An 18,732-nucleotide genomic window follows, 5' to 3' on the forward strand; every position below is an offset into this window, starting at 1 on the left:
ATGCTCTACGCAATCATTGCCACCGACGTCGCCAATTCACTGGAAGCTCGCCTGGCCGCGCGCCCTGCGCATCTGGAACGCCTGCAAGCGCTCAAGGGCGAAGGTCGTATCGTATTGGCCGGCCCGCACCCGGCCGTCGACAGCAATGATCCGGGCGCAGCGGGTTTCACCGGCAGCCTGATCGTTGCCGAGTTCGACTCCCTGAGCGCCGCGCAAGCCTGGGCAGATGCCGATCCCTACATCGCGGCGGGCGTTTATGCCAACGTGATCGTGAAGCCGTTCAAGCAAGTCCTGCCTTAAAAAGTCCGGTAATGAGGGGATTCATCTCCTCATTACCCGCGACACACCTGTATCACTGAACCTTGTCGGTTCATCACACTCTCAATCGCTCATTATTCTCGTTTGCCTGCCGACAACCTGCCCAATATCCATTTGGAAACAGGTGTCGCGATGCGCAAGGGTTCGTTGTGTCTGATGTTGGTCACGTTATCGATCATGGCGCCCGCCCATGGTGATGAAACCACCGAAGGCGGCAGCTCCACGCCATTGTCATTAAGTGCCGGCAGCCAGATCACCGAGTTGCAGCAGCGCCTCAAAGTGAGCGAGGAGCAGCGGGAAGAACTGAGCAAACAACTGCAAAATGCCGACAACCAACGTGAAAGCGCTCAGCTCGCCCGGTTGCGCCAGGAGAACCAGCGACTCAAGCTGCAACTCAAGGAAGCCCAGGCCAGCCCGCTGCCGCGCTTGTTGACCGATCAGCAGCAGTGGTTCGTCACGGGTGCCGGAGTAGCGCTATTGGCGCTGCTCTGCGGTATCTTTGCCAGTGGCGCAAGCCGAAAACGTCGGCAATGGTTAAATTGAGTGAGTCATGAGCGAGCTGTTAATTATTGATGATGACCAGGAGCTGTGTGAGCTCCTGAGCAGTTGGCTAAGCCAGGAAGGCTTCCAGGTTCGTGCCTGCCACGATGGCCAGAGCGCGCGCAAGGCGTTGGCCGAAACCGCCCCGGCGGCGGTGGTGCTGGACGTGATGCTGCCCGATGGCAGCGGTCTGGAACTGCTCAAGCAATTGCGCAACGATCACGCCGATCTGCCGGTGTTGATGCTCTCGGCCCGTGGCGAACCACTGGACCGGATCCTCGGTCTGGAACTGGGCGCTGACGACTATCTGGCCAAACCGTGTGATCCACGCGAGCTGACCGCACGCCTGCGCGCCGTACTGCGCCGCAGCCACCCGGCGGCCGTGTCGACGCAGCTTGAGCTGGGCGACCTGAGTTTCAGCCCGGTGCGCGGCGTGGTCAGCATCGACGAGAGAGAACTGACCCTCACCGTTTCCGAAAGCCGTCTGCTCGAAGCCCTGCTCAAGCAGCCCGGCGAGCCGCTGGACAAACAGGAACTGGCGCAACTGGCCCTCGGCCGCAAGCTGACCCTGTACGACCGCAGCCTCGACATGCACGTGAGCAACCTGCGCAAAAAAATCGGACCGCACCCCGACGGGCGCCCGCGCATCGTTGCCTTGCGCAGCCGCGGTTACTTCTACTGCCTCTGACCTGATCCCCCAAGGGGGATGCTCGATAAAACCGCCCCCCTGTAGCAGCCTTCGGCAGCGCCTGCACAGGGGGCGCGTGTAAGGTTGAAGACAAATCGTCTTTACCCAAGCTTTACCTTGCGTTGACCGCCGCTGACCTTGATCTGCGTAATCTGAACTCATCCGGAACGTACCGGGAACGAGACAAGGAGATACACCATGCGCAAGACTCTTATCGCTTTGATGTTCGCTGCCGCTCTGCCAACCGTCGCCATGGCCATGCCGCAAGACGGCGGCCCGCTCGACGGCCCACGCCACGGCGGTCAGATGCACGGCATGCACGGCATGCACGGCAAAGGCCCGTACAGCCAACTCGACCTGTCCCGCGAACAACGCGAGCAGATCCGCAAGATCATGGGCGAGCAGATGCACGAGCGTAAGCAAGTGGTCGACAAGTACCTGGAAAAACTCTCGCCGGCCGACCAGAAAGCCATGAAGGATGAGGTCGCAGCCAACCACAAGAAAGCCGAGGCCGATGTTCGCGCCGTGCTGAAACCGGATCAACAGAAGAAATTCGACGAGATCCAGAAGAAAAAGGCCGAGCGTCGCGCTGAATGGGCTGAGTTCAAGGCGTGGAAAGCGCAACAGCCGCAAAAAGCGCAATAATGTTTTAACCCCAGGCCCGACGGCTCAACACCGTCGGGTTTCTTGCTTTCGATCGAAGGTGGGAGCGAGCTTGCTCGCGAAAGCGTTGGGTCAGTCGATGCATGAGTCGACTGGCACTCCCTCTTCGCGAGCAAGCTCGCTCCCACAGGTTCTGAGGATTTTCTGTGCGGTCATTGTTCTGGCGTATTCTCGCAAGCTTCTGGCTGGCCATCGCTCTGGTTGCAGGGCTGTCCATTCTGTTGGGGCACATGCTCAATCAGGACGCGTGGATCCTCAGTCGCCATCCGGGCCTCAACACTCTCGCGGCTGAGTGGACGCAGAGTTACGAAGCACAAGGCGAAGAAGCCGCTCAGCAGATCCTTCAGCAACGCAAACGCCAGTACCACATCGACGTTCAAGTGCTGAACGAAAGCGGTGACCCGGTCGTGCGCGGCACCTTCCCCCGTCGTGCCGCAGCCTTCGAAGCCCGCCAGAACAACGATGACCGACGCCTGCCGTGGCGGCGCCTGACCGATGAGTTCACCAGTGAAAAAACCGGTGACACCTACCTGTTCATCTACCGCATCCCACACCCCGAACTCGACTCCTGGCACCGCGAAAGCCTGCTCTGGCCATTGAGTGCGCTGGGCATTGCGCTGGTGGTACTGACCCTGTTCAGCTTGCTGGTGACCTTCTCCATCACCCGTCCGCTTAGCCGTTTGCGCGGCGCGGTACATGACCTGGGGCAGGCGACTTATCAGCAGAACAGCCTGGCCAAACTGGCCAACCGCCGCGATGAGTTCGGCGTCCTCGCCAACGACTTCAACCGCATGGGTGCGCGCCTGCAAAGCCTGATTGGCAGTCAGCGTCAGTTGTTGCGCGACGTATCCCACGAATTGCGCTCACCACTGGCGCGGCTGCGAATTGCCCTGGCGCTGGCAGAGCGCGCCAACCCTGAAGAACGCGAAAAACTCTGGCCACGATTGACCCGCGAATGCGATCGCCTGGAAGCGCTGATCAGTGAAATTCTGGTGCTGGCGCGGGTCGATGCCGACAACGCCAGCGCTGAAGACGTGGACTTGAATGCGCTGCTGAGCGCCCTGCAAAAGGATGCGCAGTTGGCGTCGCCGGAACAGAACGTGAGTCTGGACGCCGAGCAACAGCTGAATCTGAAGGGCTGGCCGACCATGATCGAGCGCGCCGTGGACAACCTGCTACGCAATGCGCAGCGCTTCAACCCCCAGGGCCAGGCAATTGAAATGCAGGCCTCGCGGCAGGGTGAGCGGATAGTCATCAGTGTTCGCGATCATGGCCCGGGGGTTCAGGCCGAACACCTGAGTCAGCTGGGCGAGCCGTTTTATCGAGCACCGGGGCAGACAGCGGCCGGCCATGGTCTGGGCCTGGCGATTGCACGACGTGCGGCGGAGCGGCATGGCGGAAGTCTGGTGCTGGCCAATCATCCTGACGGCGGGTTTGTGGCCAGTCTGGAATTGCCGCTGGTGCCGGGAGCTGTTGTCCAGCCCTGACAGCTACCCTCATCGGAACGCCGCCCGCCCAGCCCTCTCCCGGAGGGAGAGGGGCCGACCGCGGTGTCTGGCGCTACCCATCGACCTGAAAAATCGAGTCGATTATGGATTCAGTAAAGATCGTTCAGGTCGCCGTATCTCGTGAGCATCCCCCAATCAGTCCCCTCTCCCTCCGGGAGAGGGTTAGGGTGAGGGGCTCTTCGCTTTACGCTTTACCAGGCCAAGCGCTGACAAACTCCGCCAGATCGACCTTCTCCGCCACCCGCGGCTCCTTCTGCGGTGTGCCGAGGTACAGGAACGCAATCACCTCCTCGCCCTCCACCAGTCCTAAGCCTTTCGCGACATGCTGCGAATAAGCCAGATCGCCGGTACGCCAAACCGCACCAATCCCCTGCGCATACGCCGCCAGCAAAATCCCGTGGGCGGCACACCCGGCGGCCAGCAATTGCTCGGCCTTCGGGTACTTGACGTGTTCCTGCAGTTTCGCGATCACCACAACCACCAGCGGGGCACGCAGCGGGCCGTTGCGCGCCTTGTCGATCATGGCTTGCGTGATTTCGCCTTCCTGCTTTTGCGCCGCTTCAGCCAACAGTTCGCCCATCTGCTCGCGCGCAGCGCCTTCGACGGTCAAAAAACGATACGGCTGCAAGTGTCCGTGATCCGGCGCGCGCAACGCGGCGGCAAACAGGACTTCGCGCTGCTGCGCGGTAGGGGCCGGTTCGACCAGTCGTGGAACGGAAACACGGTTGAGCAAAGCGTCGAGAGCCTGCATCGGCCACCTCCTGAAAAAAATATGCAGCTATTCTAGCGGTATCTGCCAAAAGGATGCCGGTTTACATGCCCTGCCCCACGGGTAGAATGGCGCCCTTCCCCTATCAGCCCGAGCAGACTTCATGGCGTTGCCGACCTTACGGATCATTGGTTTCATCATCGGCATCTTCCTGATCACTCTGGCAATTGCCATGGTCGTGCCGATGGCCACCCTGGTGATTTTCGACCGCACCGGCGATCTGCCGTCGTTCCTCTGGGCGAGCATGATCACCTTCGTTGCCGGCCTCGCACTGGTGATTCCGGGCCGCCCGGAACACATTCATCTGCGCCCGCGTGACATGTACCTGCTGACCGTCAGCAGTTGGCTGGTGGTGTGTATTTTCGCCGCGCTGCCGTTCCTGCTGACTCAGCACATCAGCTACACCGACTCGTTTTTTGAAAGCATGTCCGGCATTACCGCGACCGGCGCTACCGTGCTTAACGGCCTCGACAGCATGTCCCCCGGGATTCTGATGTGGCGTTCGCTGCTGCACTGGATTGGCGGCATCGGCTTTATCGGCATGGCGGTCGCGATTCTGCCGCTGCTGCGAATTGGTGGCATGCGCCTGTTCCAGACCGAATCGTCGGATCGCTCGGAAAAGGTCATGCCCCGTTCACACATGGTGGCGCGGCTGATCGTGGGGGCGTATGTCGGCATCACCATCCTCGGCAGCCTGGCGTTCTGGTGGGCCGGGATGAGCCTGTTCGACGCGATCAATCATGCGATGTCGGCTATTTCCACGGGTGGATTCTCGACCTCCGACCAATCCCTGGCCAAGTGGACGCAACCGGCGGTGCACTGGGTGGCGATCGTCATCATGATTCTCGGCAGCCTGCCGTTCACCCTGTACGTGGCGACGATGCGCGGTAATCGCCGCGCGTTGATCAAGGATCAGCAGGTGCAGGGCATGCTGGCGATGTTGCTGGTGACCTGGCTGGTGCTCGGTACCTGGTACTGGTGGACGACCCAACTGCATTGGCTGGATGCGCTGCGCCATGTGGCGCTGAACGTGACGTCGGTGCTCACCACCACCGGTTTTGCCCTCGGCGACTACAGCCTGTGGGGCAACTTCTCGTTGATGTTGTTCTTCTATCTGGGTTTTGTCGGCGGCTGCTCCGGGTCGACGGCAGGCGGGATCAAGATCTTCCGCTTCCAGGTCGCCTACATCCTGCTCAAAGCCAACCTTAATCAGCTGATTCACCCCCGTGCAGTGATCAAGCAGAAGTACAACGGTCACCGGCTCGACGAAGAGATCGTGCGTTCGATTCTGACGTTTTCGTTTTTCTTCGCCATCACCATCTGCGTGATCGCCCTGCTCCTGTCGCTGCTGGGCGTGGACTGGATGACCGCGCTGACCGGCGCCGCCAGCACCGTGTCCGGCGTCGGCCCGGGCCTGGGCGAGACCATTGGCCCAGCGGGCAACTTCGCCACGCTGCCGGATGCCGCGAAGTGGATCCTGTCGTTCGGCATGCTGCTCGGCCGACTGGAAATTATTACGGTGTTTGTACTGTGTATACCGGCCTTTTGGCGTCACTGACGGCGTTGAGCGTCTTGGCCAACCGCGCCCGGTAATCACCGGGCGTACTGTCGAACCAGCGGCGGAAGGCACGAAAGAAGTTGCTCGGATCGGCAAAGCCCAACAGATAGGCGATTTCCAGCAGGGTCATGCTCGGCTGCGCCAGGTACTGTTCGGCCAATTCGCGACGAGTGTCATCGAGCAACTGCTGAAAACTCGTGCCCTCCTCCTGCAGCCTGCGCTGCAACGTGCGTTGCGACAGGTGCAGAGTCTGCGCCACCGTATCGCGCTTGGGCTCGCCCTGAGGCAGTAACCGACAGAGCACCTGCCGCGCCTTGTGGGTCACGCGGCTTTCGGAAAAACGCGCCAGGTACTCTCCCGCAAAGCGATCGTGCAACAGCGCCATGGCCTCGTTGGCGGTGGGCAGCGGCGCCTCCATGTCAGCGCGTTCGAAGATCAGCGCATCGTAAGGCGCGTTGAACACCAGCGGCGCATGGAAAGCGTGTTTGTAGGGTTGCAGATCAGCCGGCTCATCGCCCTGCAGCAACACTTTGACCGGATGCAGCGTGCGCCCGCTCAGCCAGCCGCACAGGGCAAGCGCACAGGCCAGCGACGCTTCGGCGCTTTGCCGGGTGGGCGGCAGGTGATCGCCGTGCACCGTCAGGATCAGCGCGTAGCCTTCATCCAGCAGCCGAAAACTCAGGTCAGCGCTTTCGGCGATGATTCGTTGATAGCGCACCAGCCGTTGAAAGCCTTCGACCAGGGTATTACTGGACATCAGCGCGTAACCGGCGACATGAAACGAGGCCGGACGCACCACTTTGCCCATGTTCAGACCGATGGCCGGGTTGCCGGACACCTCCACCGCCCGTTGCCAGAGCCGGGTCATGGAGTCTTGCGGGAAACGCGCATCCGGATCATCCAGAGCCGAGTAATCCAGCCCCAGTTGCTTGAACAGAACCCGGCAATCCAGGCCGTCCATCTCCAATGCTTTGACAATCCCCATCGCCCAGCTTGCAGAAGTCGTTCGTTCGCTCATGGCGTTTTTCTTTTACATGGCGGGTCGCCTGTTGCGGCCCGATTTGCGAAGGATACTAAAGTGGCGCCGATTGTCACTGGCCCACCCCCATGATCACTCTAGACTCAAATAAGCTACCCGCAGCACAACTCGTCGCCAGAACAATAACCACAGAGATCGCAGTCGTGGAAAACATCAAGCATTTCAATAGCTTCGCTGAGTTCTATCCGTATTACCTCAGCGAGCACAACAACAGCACCTGCCGTCGCCTGCATTTCATTGGCACGACGTTGGTTATTTTCATTCTCGCGCTGACCATCGCCAAGGGCGCCTGGCTGCTGTTATTGGCCCTGCCGCTGGCGGGTTACAGCTTCGCGTGGGCGGGGCACTTCTTCTTTGAAAAGAACCGGCCGGCGACGTTCCAGCATCCGCTCTACAGCCTGCTCGGCGACTTCGTCATGTACCGCGACATGATTCTGGGTCGCGTGGCGTTTTAAAAACAAGCAACAACGAGGACTGCCCATGAACGCCAGTGCCCGCTTCACCCATATGCAGGATGGCACCCAGGAAGACTGGGCGATCATCGCCGCAGACTTCAGCGCCTACGCCAAGCAGTTGCCATCACGCATCATCACCCACCTGAAATTGCTCGAAGGCGATTTCGGCGGTTTCCCGGTGGATCGCCTGACCCACTCGCTGCAAACCGCCACCCGTGCCTTTCGCGATGGTCGTGACGAGGAATATGTGGTGTGCGCCCTGCTGCACGACATTGGCGATACGTTGGGCTCATACAACCATCCGGACATTGCGGCGGCGATTCTCAAGCCGTTCGTCAGTGCCGAGCACCTGTGGATGGTCGAGAAACACGGGGTGTTTCAGGGTTACTACTTTTTTCATCATCTGGGAATGGATCGGCATCTGCGCGAGCAGTTCAGGGAGCATCCGCAGTTTCAGGCAACTGCCGAGTTCTGCGCCAAGTACGATGCGGCGGCGTTTGACCCGGAGTACGACACGCTGCCATTGAGCTTCTTTGAGCCGATGATGGAGCGCTTGTTTGCCCAGCCGAAGAACTCGATCTACAAGGCGGCGATGGAAGAACACAGCCCGGCTTGAGAACACCACAACTCAAAATGTGGGAACGAGCCTGCTCGCGAACGCGGAGTGTCAGGCAGTAAAGCTTTGCCTAATGTATTGCATTCGCGAGCAGGCTCGCTCCCACAGGGTTCTCTTTCGCTCAGGCGGGTTCGGCAACCTTGGCAGCCTTGAGCTCCGCCTCCCGCGCCTGCGCATCCGCCAGTCGATACAATTCGATCGTACCGTCCCAGTGCTCAATCAGCGCCGTGCACGACTCCACCCAATCGCCGCAGTTAAGGTAATCCACGTCGCCGACCTTGCGGATTTCGGCATGGTGAATGTGCCCGCACACCACACCGTGCAACTCGCGCTTCACACATTCATGGGCGATGGCTTCTTCGAAGTCACTGATAAAGCTTACCGCCGTCTTCACCTTGTGCTTGAGGTACGCCGACAACGACCAGTAACCGTAGCCATATCGCGCGCGCCAGTGGTTGAGCCAGCGGTTGAGCGTCAGGGTAAATTCGTAGGCCGAGTCGCCGAGGAAGGCCAGCCAGCGGTGATAGCGGGTGATCACATCAAACTGGTCACCGTGGATCACCAGCAAATGGCGACCGTCAGCCGTGACGTGCACGGCCTCGTCGACCAACTGGATATTGCCCAGAATCAGCTTCGAGTAACGCCGCAGGAATTCATCATGGTTGCCGGTGACGTAGATCACTTCGGTGCCGCGCTTGCTCATGGTCAGCAAGCGGCGGATCACGTTGGTGTGTGCCTGCGGCCAATACATGCCGCCGCGCAGTTTCCAGCCGTCGATAATGTCACCGACCAGGTAAATCCTGTCGGTGTGGTAGCCCTTGAGAAATTGCGACAAATGCTCGGCCTGGCAATCCCGCGTGCCCAGGTGCACGTCGGAAATCCACAAGGTTCGCACCCGTTGTTTGCGGCTGGGTTTGGCGAGCTCGGCGCTGGTCATGGGCAACCCTCTGGATGTTTTCGCCAGCTTGCGCGCGCCCGGTTAATCGTCCATGACAGCCGCGAGTCAGTCCTGTGACAACGCACTCGGGAGGCGCCGGTGTAGACTGTCGGTCACTTCGGAGACGACCTGCCATGCGACCGATCCTCACCCTGCGTCATTACTCTCACGACCTGATCGCCCACAGCCACGACCACGCGCAACTGGTGTTCGGCTTGTCCGGCGCGCTGGACTTCGAGGTCGAGGGCTGCGGCAGTCAGGTGCGTCAGCAGAGTTTCGTGGTCATCCCAGCCGACGCCCACCACGCCTGCGGCAGTCCGCAAGGCAGTCGTTGCCTGGTCATGGACATCCCTGACGAGCAATGGCTGCTCGATTCACTGGGCGAGCACGCCGAAGCCAGCCGCCGCCTACTCGACAAGACCGCCCGGTTGTCGCTGGATTCAGGACAAAGCCAGTTGGTCAGTTGGCTGGCGAACAGCCCGGTTGGCGATCCGCTGATTGCGCAGCAAGGCGCGGTATTGCTGCTGGCCAGTCTGAATCATACGCAACCTGTCGAACTCACCGCCCGGCGCCTGCCTTACGCGGCGCTGGATGCGCACATCGAGCAGCATGCTGCTTATCCGCTGCAAGTCGCTGATCTGGCGCGGATCGCCGGATTATCCAGCGCGCGTCTGCATGCGCGCTTCATGGCTGAATGCGGGCAGACGCCGATGGACTACATCCGCAGTCGGCGCCTGCACAAGGCCGTGACCCTGCTGCGTGAGACTGTGCTGCCGATTGGCGAAATCGCCATTCGGGTCGGCTACAGCTCGCAAAGTGCATTTGCGGCAGCGGTGCTGCGCGAGTTCGGCGCCTCGCCGGGCCAATTGCGGCGCGAGGCTGGCGACAAAGGACAATAGTTTGCCGACAGATTTATGGGCTGCGACACGTTTCAATAGGTAAGAGCTGCCAAAGGCTGCTCCTACATTGAGACTGGGTTTGAAATAGAAGGATGACAATGACTCCCCGTACCGCCCTTGGCGCACTGCATATCGGCGCTTTGATGTTCGGCCTGACCGGTGTGTTCGGCAAACTCGCCGCCGCGTCCCCTGCCGTGATTGTCTTTGGACGTGCCGCTTTCGCCGTCATCGCGTTGGCATTTTTTGCCCGATTCGCCCGCCAGCATGGTTGGCAAAAACTCCAGGCCGTGGATTGGCGGCGTCTGGTGCTCAGCGGTGTATTGCTGGCCGGGCACTGGGTGAGTTTTTTCATTTCGGTGAAGGTCGCGGGTGTCGCCATCGCGACGCTTGGCTTTGCCAGTTTTCCGGCGTTCACGGTGATTCTCGAAGGGCTGATCTTTCGCGAGCGCATCCGTGCCAATGAAATTCTGCTGGTGGTGCTGGTGAGCGTCGGTCTGGTGCTGGTGACCCCGGCGTTCGATCTTGGCAGCGGTGCAACCATAGGCTTGCTTTGGTCGGTGTTGTCCGGGCTGCTGTTTTCCCTGTTGTCGCTCACCAATCGCGCCAGCTCCGGGCGAATCCCGGCGGTGCAGGCAGCGCTCTGTCAAAACGTCGTGGTGGCTGTGTGTCTGCTGCCGGTGGCGGCGCCACAACTGAGCGAAGTACGCGCGCTGGACTGGTTGTGGATCGCCCTGCTCGGCGTGTTCTGCACCGGCGTCGCCCACAGTCTGTTTGTCGCCAGCCTGGCGGTGATCAAGGCGCGCACCGCTGCTGTGGTGTTCGCCATGGAACCGGTTTACGGCATCACGATCGCCTGGTTGCTGTTCGATGAGAACCCGACGTTACGCATGTTGCTCGGCGGTGCGCTGATCATCGTCGCCATCGTGGTGTCGGCGCGAATGTCAGGCAGTGCCGACAAAAAAACCGTCGCCGCCGAAGCCGCGTCTCACTGAGTGCGGTCGTTGTGGCCGAGGTCGCGGTCAGGATCGATCTGGTCGCGCACCCGCTGCTTCAGCACCTTGGCCTCCGGGAAACCGCCATCAGCCTTGCGCTCCCAGATCTGCACGCCATCACACGTGATGTGAAACACCCCACCGGTGCCCGGCACCAGTGACACTTTGCCGAGGTCGTCCCCGAAGGTGCTGAGCAGTTCCTGCGCCAGCCACGCCGCGCGCAGCAACCACTGGCATTGGGTGCAATAGGTGATGACAACTTCTGCTTTGGCGACAGTCATGTTCAATGAAACTCCGGAGACAGAGGGCGCCGCTATAATACCCGGCTTTATCGCTTGCCCCGAGACTCACAATGCGCCGTCTGCTGTTCTGCCTGCTGCTTGGTTTTCTTCCCTTGTTCGTGCTTGCCAGCGAAGCGCCGCGACCGAAAGTCGGCCTCGTGCTGTCCGGTGGGGCCGCTCGTGGTCTGGCGCACATCGGCGTACTCAAGGCGCTGGAAGAGCAAGGCGTCAAGATCGATGCGATTGCCGGCACCAGCATGGGCGCGGTGGTCGGCGGCTTGTATGCCTCAGGCTACAAGATCGACGAACTGGAAAAACTCGCCCTGGACATCGACTGGCAGCAGGCGCTGTCCGACGCGCCGCCCCGGGAAGACGTGCCGTTCCGGCGCAAACAGGATGACCGCGACTTTCTGGTGAAACAGAAACTCAGCTTTCGCGACGACGGCAGCCTCGGCCTGCCACTGGGCGTGATTCAGGGGCAGAATCTGGCGCTGTTGCTCGAAAGCTTGCTGGCGCACACCAGCGACACCCGGGATTTCGACAAGTTGCCGATCCCCTTCCGCGCAGTGGCCACCGACATCGCCAATGGCGAAAAAGTGGTATTCCGCAAGGGTCACTTGCCCCAGGTGATTCGCGCCAGCATGTCGATTCCGGCGGTGTTCGCGCCGGTCGAACTCGACGGCCGCCTGTTGGTGGACGGCGGCATGACCGACAACATTCCGCTGGATGTCGCGCGGCAAATGGGCGTCGACATCGCCATCGTGGTCGACATCGGCACGCCGCTGCGCGGTCGCAAGCAACTGAACACTGTGGTCGATGTGCTCAACCAGTCGATCACCCTGATGACCCGGCGCAACTCTGAAGAACAACTGGCCGCGCTGAAAGCCACTGACGTGTTGATCCAACCGGCGCTGGCAAGCTTCGGCGTGACTGATTTCGGACGCGCCCAGGAAATGATCGATGCGGGTTATCGCGCAACCCGAATCCTTGACGCGCGCCTCGCCAGTCTCAAACCTGCCGAGTCTCAGGACGCCGAACTCAACGCCGCCCGAGCGCCGGGTCAACGTGCGCCGATCATCACCGCGATCAAGGTCGAGAACGATTCGAAAGTCGACGACGACGTGATCCGCTACTACATTCGGCAACATATCGGCGAGCCGCTGGATCTGGGTCGATTGCATTCGGACATGGGCACCTTGTACGGCCTCGACTACTTCGAACAGGTGCAGTACCGCGTGGCGCACAAGGGACAGGATCACACCCTGGTCATCAGTGCCCGCGGCAAGCGCAGTGGCACCGATTACCTGAGGGTCGGCCTGAACCTGTCGGACGACATGCGCGGCAGCAGCGCTTTCAACCTCGGTGCCAGTTACCGCAAAAACGGCATCAATCGTCTCGGCGCGGAATGGCTGACGCGGGTGCAGATTGGCGACAAACAGGAGCTGTACAGCGAGTTCTATCAGCCACTGGACGTCGGCTCGCGCTACTTCATCGCGCCGTCGGTGGTGTTCGAGGCGCAAAACGTCGATGCGGTGCTCGACAATGATCCGGTCGCCCAGTACCGCGTCGAGCGTTACGGCATGGCCTTGAATGTCGGCCGGCAAATCGGCAACAACGGCGAAGTGCGCTTCGGCGTCGGCGAGGCCTGGGGTAAGGCCGATGTGCGCATTGGTGATCAGGATCTGCCCAGCGAGAATTTCAACGAAGGCTTCTATTCGCTGAAGTATTCCTACGACTCACTGGACAACGTCTACTACCCCCACGAAGGCAAGGACGTCAGCCTGACACTCCTGCAATTCGAACCGAGCCTGGGCTCGGATACGCGTTATCGACAGTGGGAGTTCAAATTCGACAAAGCCATGAGCCGCGGACCGGACACATTGATTCTGGGCGGGCGCTATGGCCGTACCCTCGACGACACCAATGTGGTAACGTCAAGCTTCCTGCTCGGTGGCGCGCGCCAGCTGTCGGGGTTCCGCGAGGATGCGATTTCCGGGCAGAACGTCAGTCTGATGCGGGCGGTGTATTACCGCCGGCTGACACCGCGCTCGTATTTGCCGCTGGACTTCCCGCTGTACGCCGGCGGATCGCTGGAGCGTGGGCGAGCGTGGAACAACGACAACGAGTTCGACAGTGGTTACATCAATGCGGCGAGTGTGTTTATTGGCTTCGATACACCGCTGGGGCCGTTGAATTTCAGTTATGGGCTCAATGATGCGAATGAACAGGCGGTGTATTTGAATCTGGGGCAGACGTTCTGATCCAGATTGAGGATGGGCGTTGCCTGGACTATTGCCATCGCGGGCAAGCCCGCTCCCACAGGTTGAGCGTCGTTCACTGCATTTTTGTTCGGCATTACTGCCTGCGAAGGCGTCATCAAGATCGCCGCAACAGTGACTGAAGCTGTCGAATTATCGGATCCCGGCCAGAAGGGTTCTGGCGGTTTGCTTCAAAGGCTCGTCCCCGTCCTTGAGCAACTCATTGAGCAGCGCAATCGCGCTGTCGATGTCACCGTCATCGATGCAGGTCTGTGCCTGTTCGAGCTTCCCCGCCCCCGCCTCGTCCGACGCTGACATCTGTAAATCCAGCGGCTCCAGCGCCAGCGACGGCAGCGGATCGGAAAACGCTTCAAGGAAGTCATCGTCCAGCGGCTGCGCCTCAGGCTCCGGGATCCATTCAAGCTCCGCGTCTTCACTGGCCGGGGTTTCTGGCAGGTCAAAGTCCTGCGGCAACACTTTCAGGCTGGAAGCGAAGCGGGAGTCGTCTGTTGCTGACTGACCCAGCGCCGGGCGGCTGTCCTCCAGATCCCAATTGGAGTTCACCGACAACTCATCCAGATTCAACTCGAAATTGTCCTCAGGCAACGCGGGCCCGGCGACTACGACGGGAGCAATGCCAATGGCTGATGGCGTGACTGCCGCCAACGGCGCAGTGCCCACCAGCTTCGGGTGCCGAGCGCGGATATCCTGCAGGGCTTGTGCAGCAACGCCCTGTTCACGCAAATGACGTTCCTGCTGTTCGAACGCTGCGCTATCGCCCTGACGCCCCAGCACTTCGAGTAGCTGCAAACCCAGATCGGTGCGCTCCGGCTCTTTGTGCAGCGCGTCGCGCAACAGTCCGGCGGCTTCGCCGAGGCGCCCATAGGCCAGGTAAATCCCCACGGCTTCCAGCACATCCCCCGCCGTCGGCTCTTCACGAGGATCGACCGAGGCGTGAGCCCTGACCGGTTCGCTCGATCCCTGTGAGGAACCGGCGTCATCCAGATCGGGCTCGTTGCTCAACGGTAATAACGGCAAAGGTGCATCGCCCTGCTGCTTTTGCTGGCGTCGACGGAGCAAGAGCAACCCGGCCAATGCCCCCAGCAACAGCAAGCCGCCGAGTAATGGCCAACTCAAACCGTTCTCTGCGGGCTCGATCGGCACCGCGGCAGCTGTCGGAGTGGGCGCCGGTGTCACTACTGGCGCTGGCGGTGCCTTTTGCTGCTCGATCAAGCGTGCTTGCAGATCACTGACCTGTTTCCTGCCGTCGGCAATCTGCACAGTCTGCGCCTGCAGTTTGGCATTCAGCTCATCAAGGGACTTTTGCAACTGCTGGTTCTGCAACACGCTGGCTGCCAGTTGTTCGGCCAGTGCATCGTTGGCCGGCGCGGTTGTGGATGAAGGCGCGGCAGGCAGGGCGCGTTTGCCCTGGGCCGCCTGGGGTGGCGCGGTCACGGGCTCGACAGTGGGAAATGCTGAGGATTGCGCGCGCGGGTCCGGCTCATCGGTAGCCGGCACGATACCCGGTGAACCCGGCGGATCGATCAGTACCGTGTATTCGCGCAGCAGGCGGCCATTGGGCTGATTGAGCTGCACCAGGAAATTCAGAAAGGGTTCGTTGACCGGTTTGCGGGAGGTCACCCGAATCATCTGGCGATTGCCATGCAGGATCGGGGTGAACTTGAGGTCGTTGAGGAAAAACACCCGCTCGACCCCGGCACGGCCAAACTCTTCTGCCGTGGCCAGGCTTACTGACAAGTCGTTCTGCGTCAGTGTCCCGACATCGATCAGCGCAATATCGGCCTTGAGCGGTTGATTGAGGGCTGAGTGAACCGTGATCTCGCCAAGCCCCAAAGCCATCGACAAGGTCGAGTAGCCGAATGCGCCAGCGACCAATAATCCCTTGGCGTAAACGCGCAGTACCGTGTGCCAACTTGCGAGCATGAGCATCCCTTAAATAAGCAAAACCGACTTCTTATGCGTTCGCACATCCGGTACGAACACGATATTGCCTAGTAGTTCTTATAGTCTGCTCAGTGCGATCTCTCAAAAAACTGGCACGCGGTTATGCCTCAAGATTTTTCCAGGTTGGCCAGAATGTGACCGTGAACACGCATGCACACCTTTAAATCCGCCTCGTCGACACCGTCGAACAATTCGTGGCGCAGTTGGGTAGCAATGGTTTCGATTTGTTCGATCAACGGCAGGGCCGGTGCACACAGGACAATTTTTTTCGCCCGGCGGTCTTCAACCACCGACTGGCGTTGCACCAGCCCTTGGCTTTCCAGACTATCGAGCAAGCGCGCGAGGGTGGGGCCTTCGACACCAACGCTTTGCGCCAGCTCTCGCTGTGTCGGCGCGTCCTCGAAACGCGCCAGATGCAGCAGCACCAGCCAGCGTGCCTGGGACAGGCCAAGGCCGGCCAGACGCCGGTCCAGCTCGGCACGCCAGCCGCGGGACATCTGGGCCAGTTGCATGCCAAAGCGGTGTTGATCGGTTAACGGCATAAAACACTCATGGTTAGACGGATGTAATAGAGAAAAACTAATTATTAGTCAGCTAAGCATGAGCTGCAGCTATAGGCAAGTGTCGGTCTGTACTGAATCGTTACATCTTGAAAAGCCCCTCACCCTAACCCTCTCCCAAAGGTAGAGGGGACTGATTGGGGGATGCTGGAGAAATCCATCGATCTGAAAGGTCTGTACCGAATCCATTATCGACTCAGGCCTTCAGGTCGATATAACCCGCAAGACACCTCGGTCGGCCCCCTCTCCCTCTGGGAGAGGGCTGGGCGGGCGGCGTTCCGATGAGGGGCTCTGAGGGACTAGGGCCCGAATTACATTTCAAACTCGGATTGCAGCGCAGCCCGCACGCAATAAAGGACGCCTTCAGGAACACGACCGGCGAACAGTTCGGCGATTTCGGCGACCGGCGGCAATTCACCCTCGCCATCAAGAAACGCGTCCTGCACCTCGCCCATCAGCTCTTCAGGCAAGTCCAGGGCCTGCTCCAGCGAGAGTTGTTGCTTGCCGATCGCCTCGGCGAGCATGGTGTAGACGTTCTTTTCCGAGCACTGCAACTGCCCGGCAATCTGCATCGGGGTCATGCCCGCGCGGGCCAGGGTGATGAGCTCGTGACGCACATCGGCCACCACCTTCGGCGCCTCGACCTCGCCGCCGAGCACTTCGAGGAAAGCATCGCCGTAGCGCTCCAGCTTGCGCGCACCGACGCCGCTGACCCGGGCCATTTCCGCCAACGAGGTTGGCTGGCTGCGAAGCATTTCCAGAAGTGTCGAATCCGGGAAGATGACATAGGGCGGCACGCCGTGTTCTTCGGCCAGTTTGCGCCGCAACGCACGCAGGGCTTCCCACTGCTCGCGCTCTTCGCCGCGCACCAATTGGCTGGCCTGGCTCTTGCTGCCGCTTTTGGCGGTGACCTGAGGTTTGAGGTCGCGGCGCAGTTCCAGTGTCACTTCGCCCTTGAGCAGTGGCCGGCAGGTGTCGTTTAAACGCAAGCCGCCATAACCTTCGTGGTCGACATCGGCCAGTCCACGCGCCACCAATTGACGGAACAGCGAGCGCCATTCACTTTCGCTCAGTGCCTTGCCAACGCCGAACACCGACAGGTGCTGATGACCGAAACTGCGAACCTTTTCGTTGTCCTTGCCCAGCAGCACATCGACCAGATGGCCGACGCCGTAACGCTGACCGGTGCGAAAGATCGCCGACAACCCCTGACGCGCAGGCTCGGTGGCGTCCCAGGTCTGCACACCGTCGACGCAGTTGTCGCAATGGCCGCAAGGTTCGGCCATCTGCTCATCGAAATACGCCAGCAGCGTCTGACGACGGCAACGAGTCTCTTCGCAGAGCGACAGCATCGCGTCGAGCTTGTGTTGCTCCAGACGCTTGTGGCGCTCGTCGCCTTCAGAGTTTTGCAGCATCTGCTTGAGCATCACCACGTCTTGCAGACCGTAGGCCATCCAAGCATCCGCCGGCAGACCGTCACGACCACCGCGTCCGGTTTCCTGGTAATACGCTTCGAGGGATTTCGGCAGATCGAGGTGGGCAACAAAACGCACGTTGGGCTTGTCGATGCCCATGCCGAACGCCACCGTGGCGACCATGATCAGGCCTTCCTCGTTGAGGAAACGCTTTTGGTTGAAGGCGCGTAGCTCGTTGGGCAGACCGGCGTGATACGGCAGCGCCGGGAAGCCTTGATCGCTGAGGAATGCCGCGACTTCTTCAACCTTCTTGCGCGACAGGCAATAGACAATGCCGGCATCGCTGCGCCGCTCGGCAAGAAACGCCAGCAACTGCTTGCGCGGCTGCTCCTTGGGCACGATGCGGTAGAAAATGTTCGGTCGGTCGAAGCTCGACAGGAAGCGCTCGGCGTTCTGCAGATGCAGGCGTTCGACGATTTCTTCGCGGGTACGTTTGTCGGCGGTGGCCGTCAGCGCGATGCGCGGCACAGTCGGGAACAACTCGGCCAGTTGCCCGAGTTGCAGATACTCGCGACGGAAGTCATGACCCCACTGCGACACACAGTGCGCTTCGTCGATGGCGAACAGCGCAATGTCGAGGCTTTGCAGGAAGGACAACATGCGCGGCTGCACCAGACGCTCGGGCGCCAGATAGAGCATCTTCACTTCACCGCGCTTGATCCGCGTCGCCAGATCACGCTGCTGTTCGGCACTCAACGTGGAGTTCAGCGCGGCGGCCGCCACGCCCAGCTCTTCAAGGGTCGCAACCTGGTCATCCATCAAGGCGATCAACGGCGATACCACCACTGCCAGGCCATCGCGTAACAGCGCCGGGACCTGGAAGCACAGGGACTTGCCGCCACCGGTAGGCATCAATACCAGCGCGTCACCGCCACTGGCCACGCGCTCAATGATTGCACCCTGACGGCCACGGAAACTGTCGTAGCCGAAGATGTCCTTGAGGACGCGTTGTGCCTGTTCGAGCATAAAAACTCCAAAAATCTACCGATACATCCCTGCTCAGGCTGGTTCAGAACAGCCAGGGCCGCTTAAACAAAACGTAAGAACGCATTGCACGACAACCGCAATGCGGGCAGGGATCGCAAAACGCGGAAGTATACCCGAGCCCTCCCCCGCGCAGGGTGCCGCTGATAAGACTCCGTTCATCGGCGATACGAAAATCCTGTGGGAGCGAGCTTGCTCGCGAAAGCGTTGGGTCAGGCACCTTTGCA

The 18,732-nt window shown here is 60.5% G+C and carries 18 protein-coding genes; 11 read left to right on the top strand and 7 right to left on the bottom strand.

Features of this window, described 5'->3' with window-relative positions; genetic code table 11:
• From AB4P91_RS25250 to AB4P91_RS25270, 5 genes are all read left to right on the top strand, one after another.
• The gene (locus AB4P91_RS25250; RefSeq protein WP_016987935.1) at positions 1 to 300 is read left to right on the top strand and encodes a YciI family protein; all 300 of its coding nucleotides are present in this window, start codon (positions 1 to 3) and stop codon (positions 298 to 300) included.
• Between the two features lie 150 nt (positions 301 to 450).
• Positions 451 to 861, top strand: coding sequence for a translation initiation factor 2 (locus AB4P91_RS25255; RefSeq protein ID WP_150594296.1), 411 nt, complete (start codon positions 451 to 453; stop codon positions 859 to 861).
• 7 nt (positions 862 to 868) lie between these two features.
• Complete coding sequence (locus AB4P91_RS25260) at positions 869 to 1,546, top strand: response regulator transcription factor (RefSeq protein ID WP_047300242.1); 678 nt, start codon at positions 869 to 871, stop codon at positions 1,544 to 1,546.
• A gap of 198 nt (positions 1,547 to 1,744) precedes the next feature.
• Complete coding sequence (locus AB4P91_RS25265) at positions 1,745 to 2,191, top strand: Spy/CpxP family protein refolding chaperone (RefSeq protein WP_395603928.1); 447 nt, start codon at positions 1,745 to 1,747, stop codon at positions 2,189 to 2,191.
• A gap of 164 nt (positions 2,192 to 2,355) precedes the next feature.
• Positions 2,356 to 3,696, top strand: a complete 1,341-nt coding sequence (locus AB4P91_RS25270) for an ATP-binding protein (protein ID WP_395603929.1) — start codon at positions 2,356 to 2,358, stop codon at positions 3,694 to 3,696.
• A gap of 205 nt (positions 3,697 to 3,901) precedes the next feature.
• On the opposite strand, the gene AB4P91_RS25275 is transcribed toward AB4P91_RS25270, so the two are convergent.
• On the bottom strand, positions 3,902 to 4,468 hold the full coding sequence (locus AB4P91_RS25275) for a nitroreductase family protein (RefSeq protein WP_150597178.1): 567 nt from the start codon (positions 4,466 to 4,468) through the stop codon (positions 3,902 to 3,904).
• Positions 4,469 to 4,589: 121 nt separating this feature from the next.
• Here AB4P91_RS25275 and AB4P91_RS25280 point away from each other — a divergent pair, with 121 nt between their 5' ends.
• Positions 4,590 to 6,044 carry a TrkH family potassium uptake protein gene (locus AB4P91_RS25280; protein ID WP_042558162.1) on the top strand — a complete coding sequence of 485 codons (1,455 nt, stop codon included), beginning with the start codon at positions 4,590 to 4,592 and terminating at the stop codon, positions 6,042 to 6,044.
• Here the strand turns inward: AB4P91_RS25280 and AB4P91_RS25285 are convergent.
• On the bottom strand, positions 6,001 to 7,062 hold the full coding sequence (locus tag AB4P91_RS25285; protein WP_224787143.1) for an AraC family transcriptional regulator: 1,062 nt from the start codon (positions 7,060 to 7,062) through the stop codon (positions 6,001 to 6,003). The genes AB4P91_RS25280 and AB4P91_RS25285 overlap by 44 nt on opposite strands.
• A gap of 164 nt (positions 7,063 to 7,226) precedes the next feature.
• Between AB4P91_RS25285 and AB4P91_RS25290 the strand changes: the two genes are divergently transcribed.
• Positions 7,227 to 7,538: a DUF962 domain-containing protein gene (locus tag AB4P91_RS25290; protein WP_150594300.1), complete on the top strand. Its 312-nt coding sequence runs from the start codon at positions 7,227 to 7,229 to the stop codon at positions 7,536 to 7,538.
• A 25-nt stretch (positions 7,539 to 7,563) separates the two neighbouring features.
• Positions 7,564 to 8,154: an HD domain-containing protein gene (locus AB4P91_RS25295; protein ID WP_150597179.1), complete on the top strand. Its 591-nt coding sequence runs from the start codon at positions 7,564 to 7,566 to the stop codon at positions 8,152 to 8,154.
• 121 nt (positions 8,155 to 8,275) lie between these two features.
• Here the strand turns inward: AB4P91_RS25295 and AB4P91_RS25300 are convergent, their stop codons facing one another.
• Complete coding sequence (locus AB4P91_RS25300; RefSeq protein WP_047300237.1) at positions 8,276 to 9,091, bottom strand: UDP-2,3-diacylglucosamine diphosphatase; 816 nt, start codon at positions 9,089 to 9,091, stop codon at positions 8,276 to 8,278.
• A 134-nt stretch (positions 9,092 to 9,225) separates the two neighbouring features.
• Between AB4P91_RS25300 and AB4P91_RS25305 the strand changes: the two genes are divergently transcribed.
• Both AB4P91_RS25305 and AB4P91_RS25310 read left to right on the top strand, forming a co-directional pair.
• A complete protein-coding gene (locus AB4P91_RS25305; RefSeq protein WP_395603930.1) occupies positions 9,226 to 9,990 on the top strand; it encodes an AraC family transcriptional regulator in 765 nt (254 codons plus the stop codon).
• 98 nt (positions 9,991 to 10,088) lie between these two features.
• A complete protein-coding gene (locus tag AB4P91_RS25310; RefSeq protein ID WP_150687845.1) occupies positions 10,089 to 10,982 on the top strand; it encodes a DMT family transporter in 894 nt (297 codons plus the stop codon).
• Here AB4P91_RS25310 and AB4P91_RS25315 read toward each other — a convergent pair.
• Positions 10,976 to 11,263, bottom strand: coding sequence for a SelT/SelW/SelH family protein (locus tag AB4P91_RS25315; RefSeq protein WP_093442622.1), 288 nt, complete (start codon positions 11,261 to 11,263; stop codon positions 10,976 to 10,978). The two genes, AB4P91_RS25310 and AB4P91_RS25315, sit on opposite strands and share 7 nt — an antisense overlap.
• A 71-nt stretch (positions 11,264 to 11,334) precedes the next feature.
• Here AB4P91_RS25315 and AB4P91_RS25320 point away from each other — a divergent pair, with 71 nt between their 5' ends.
• Positions 11,335 to 13,524: a patatin-like phospholipase family protein gene (locus AB4P91_RS25320; RefSeq protein ID WP_395603931.1), complete on the top strand. Its 2,190-nt coding sequence runs from the start codon at positions 11,335 to 11,337 to the stop codon at positions 13,522 to 13,524.
• Between the two features lie 150 nt (positions 13,525 to 13,674).
• On the opposite strand, the gene AB4P91_RS25325 is transcribed toward AB4P91_RS25320, so the two are convergent.
• The 3 genes from AB4P91_RS25325 to recQ form a co-directional block, all read right to left on the bottom strand.
• A complete protein-coding gene (locus AB4P91_RS25325; protein ID WP_395603932.1) occupies positions 13,675 to 15,465 on the bottom strand; it encodes a FimV/HubP family polar landmark protein in 1,791 nt (596 codons plus the stop codon).
• A 128-nt stretch (positions 15,466 to 15,593) separates the two neighbouring features.
• Positions 15,594 to 16,028 (bottom strand): MarR family transcriptional regulator, encoded by a 435-nt coding sequence (locus AB4P91_RS25330; protein ID WP_150594307.1) that lies wholly within the window; start codon positions 16,026 to 16,028, stop codon positions 15,594 to 15,596.
• 329 nt (positions 16,029 to 16,357) lie between these two features.
• Complete coding sequence (gene recQ / locus AB4P91_RS25335) at positions 16,358 to 18,487, bottom strand: DNA helicase RecQ (protein WP_150594308.1); 2,130 nt, start codon at positions 18,485 to 18,487, stop codon at positions 16,358 to 16,360.
• Positions 18,488 to 18,732 lie beyond the last annotated feature (245 nt).

The organism is Pseudomonas sp. B21128, assembly GCF_044218865.1.
In the GTDB taxonomy this organism is placed as follows: Bacteria; Pseudomonadota; Gammaproteobacteria; order Pseudomonadales; family Pseudomonadaceae; genus Aquipseudomonas; species Aquipseudomonas iridis.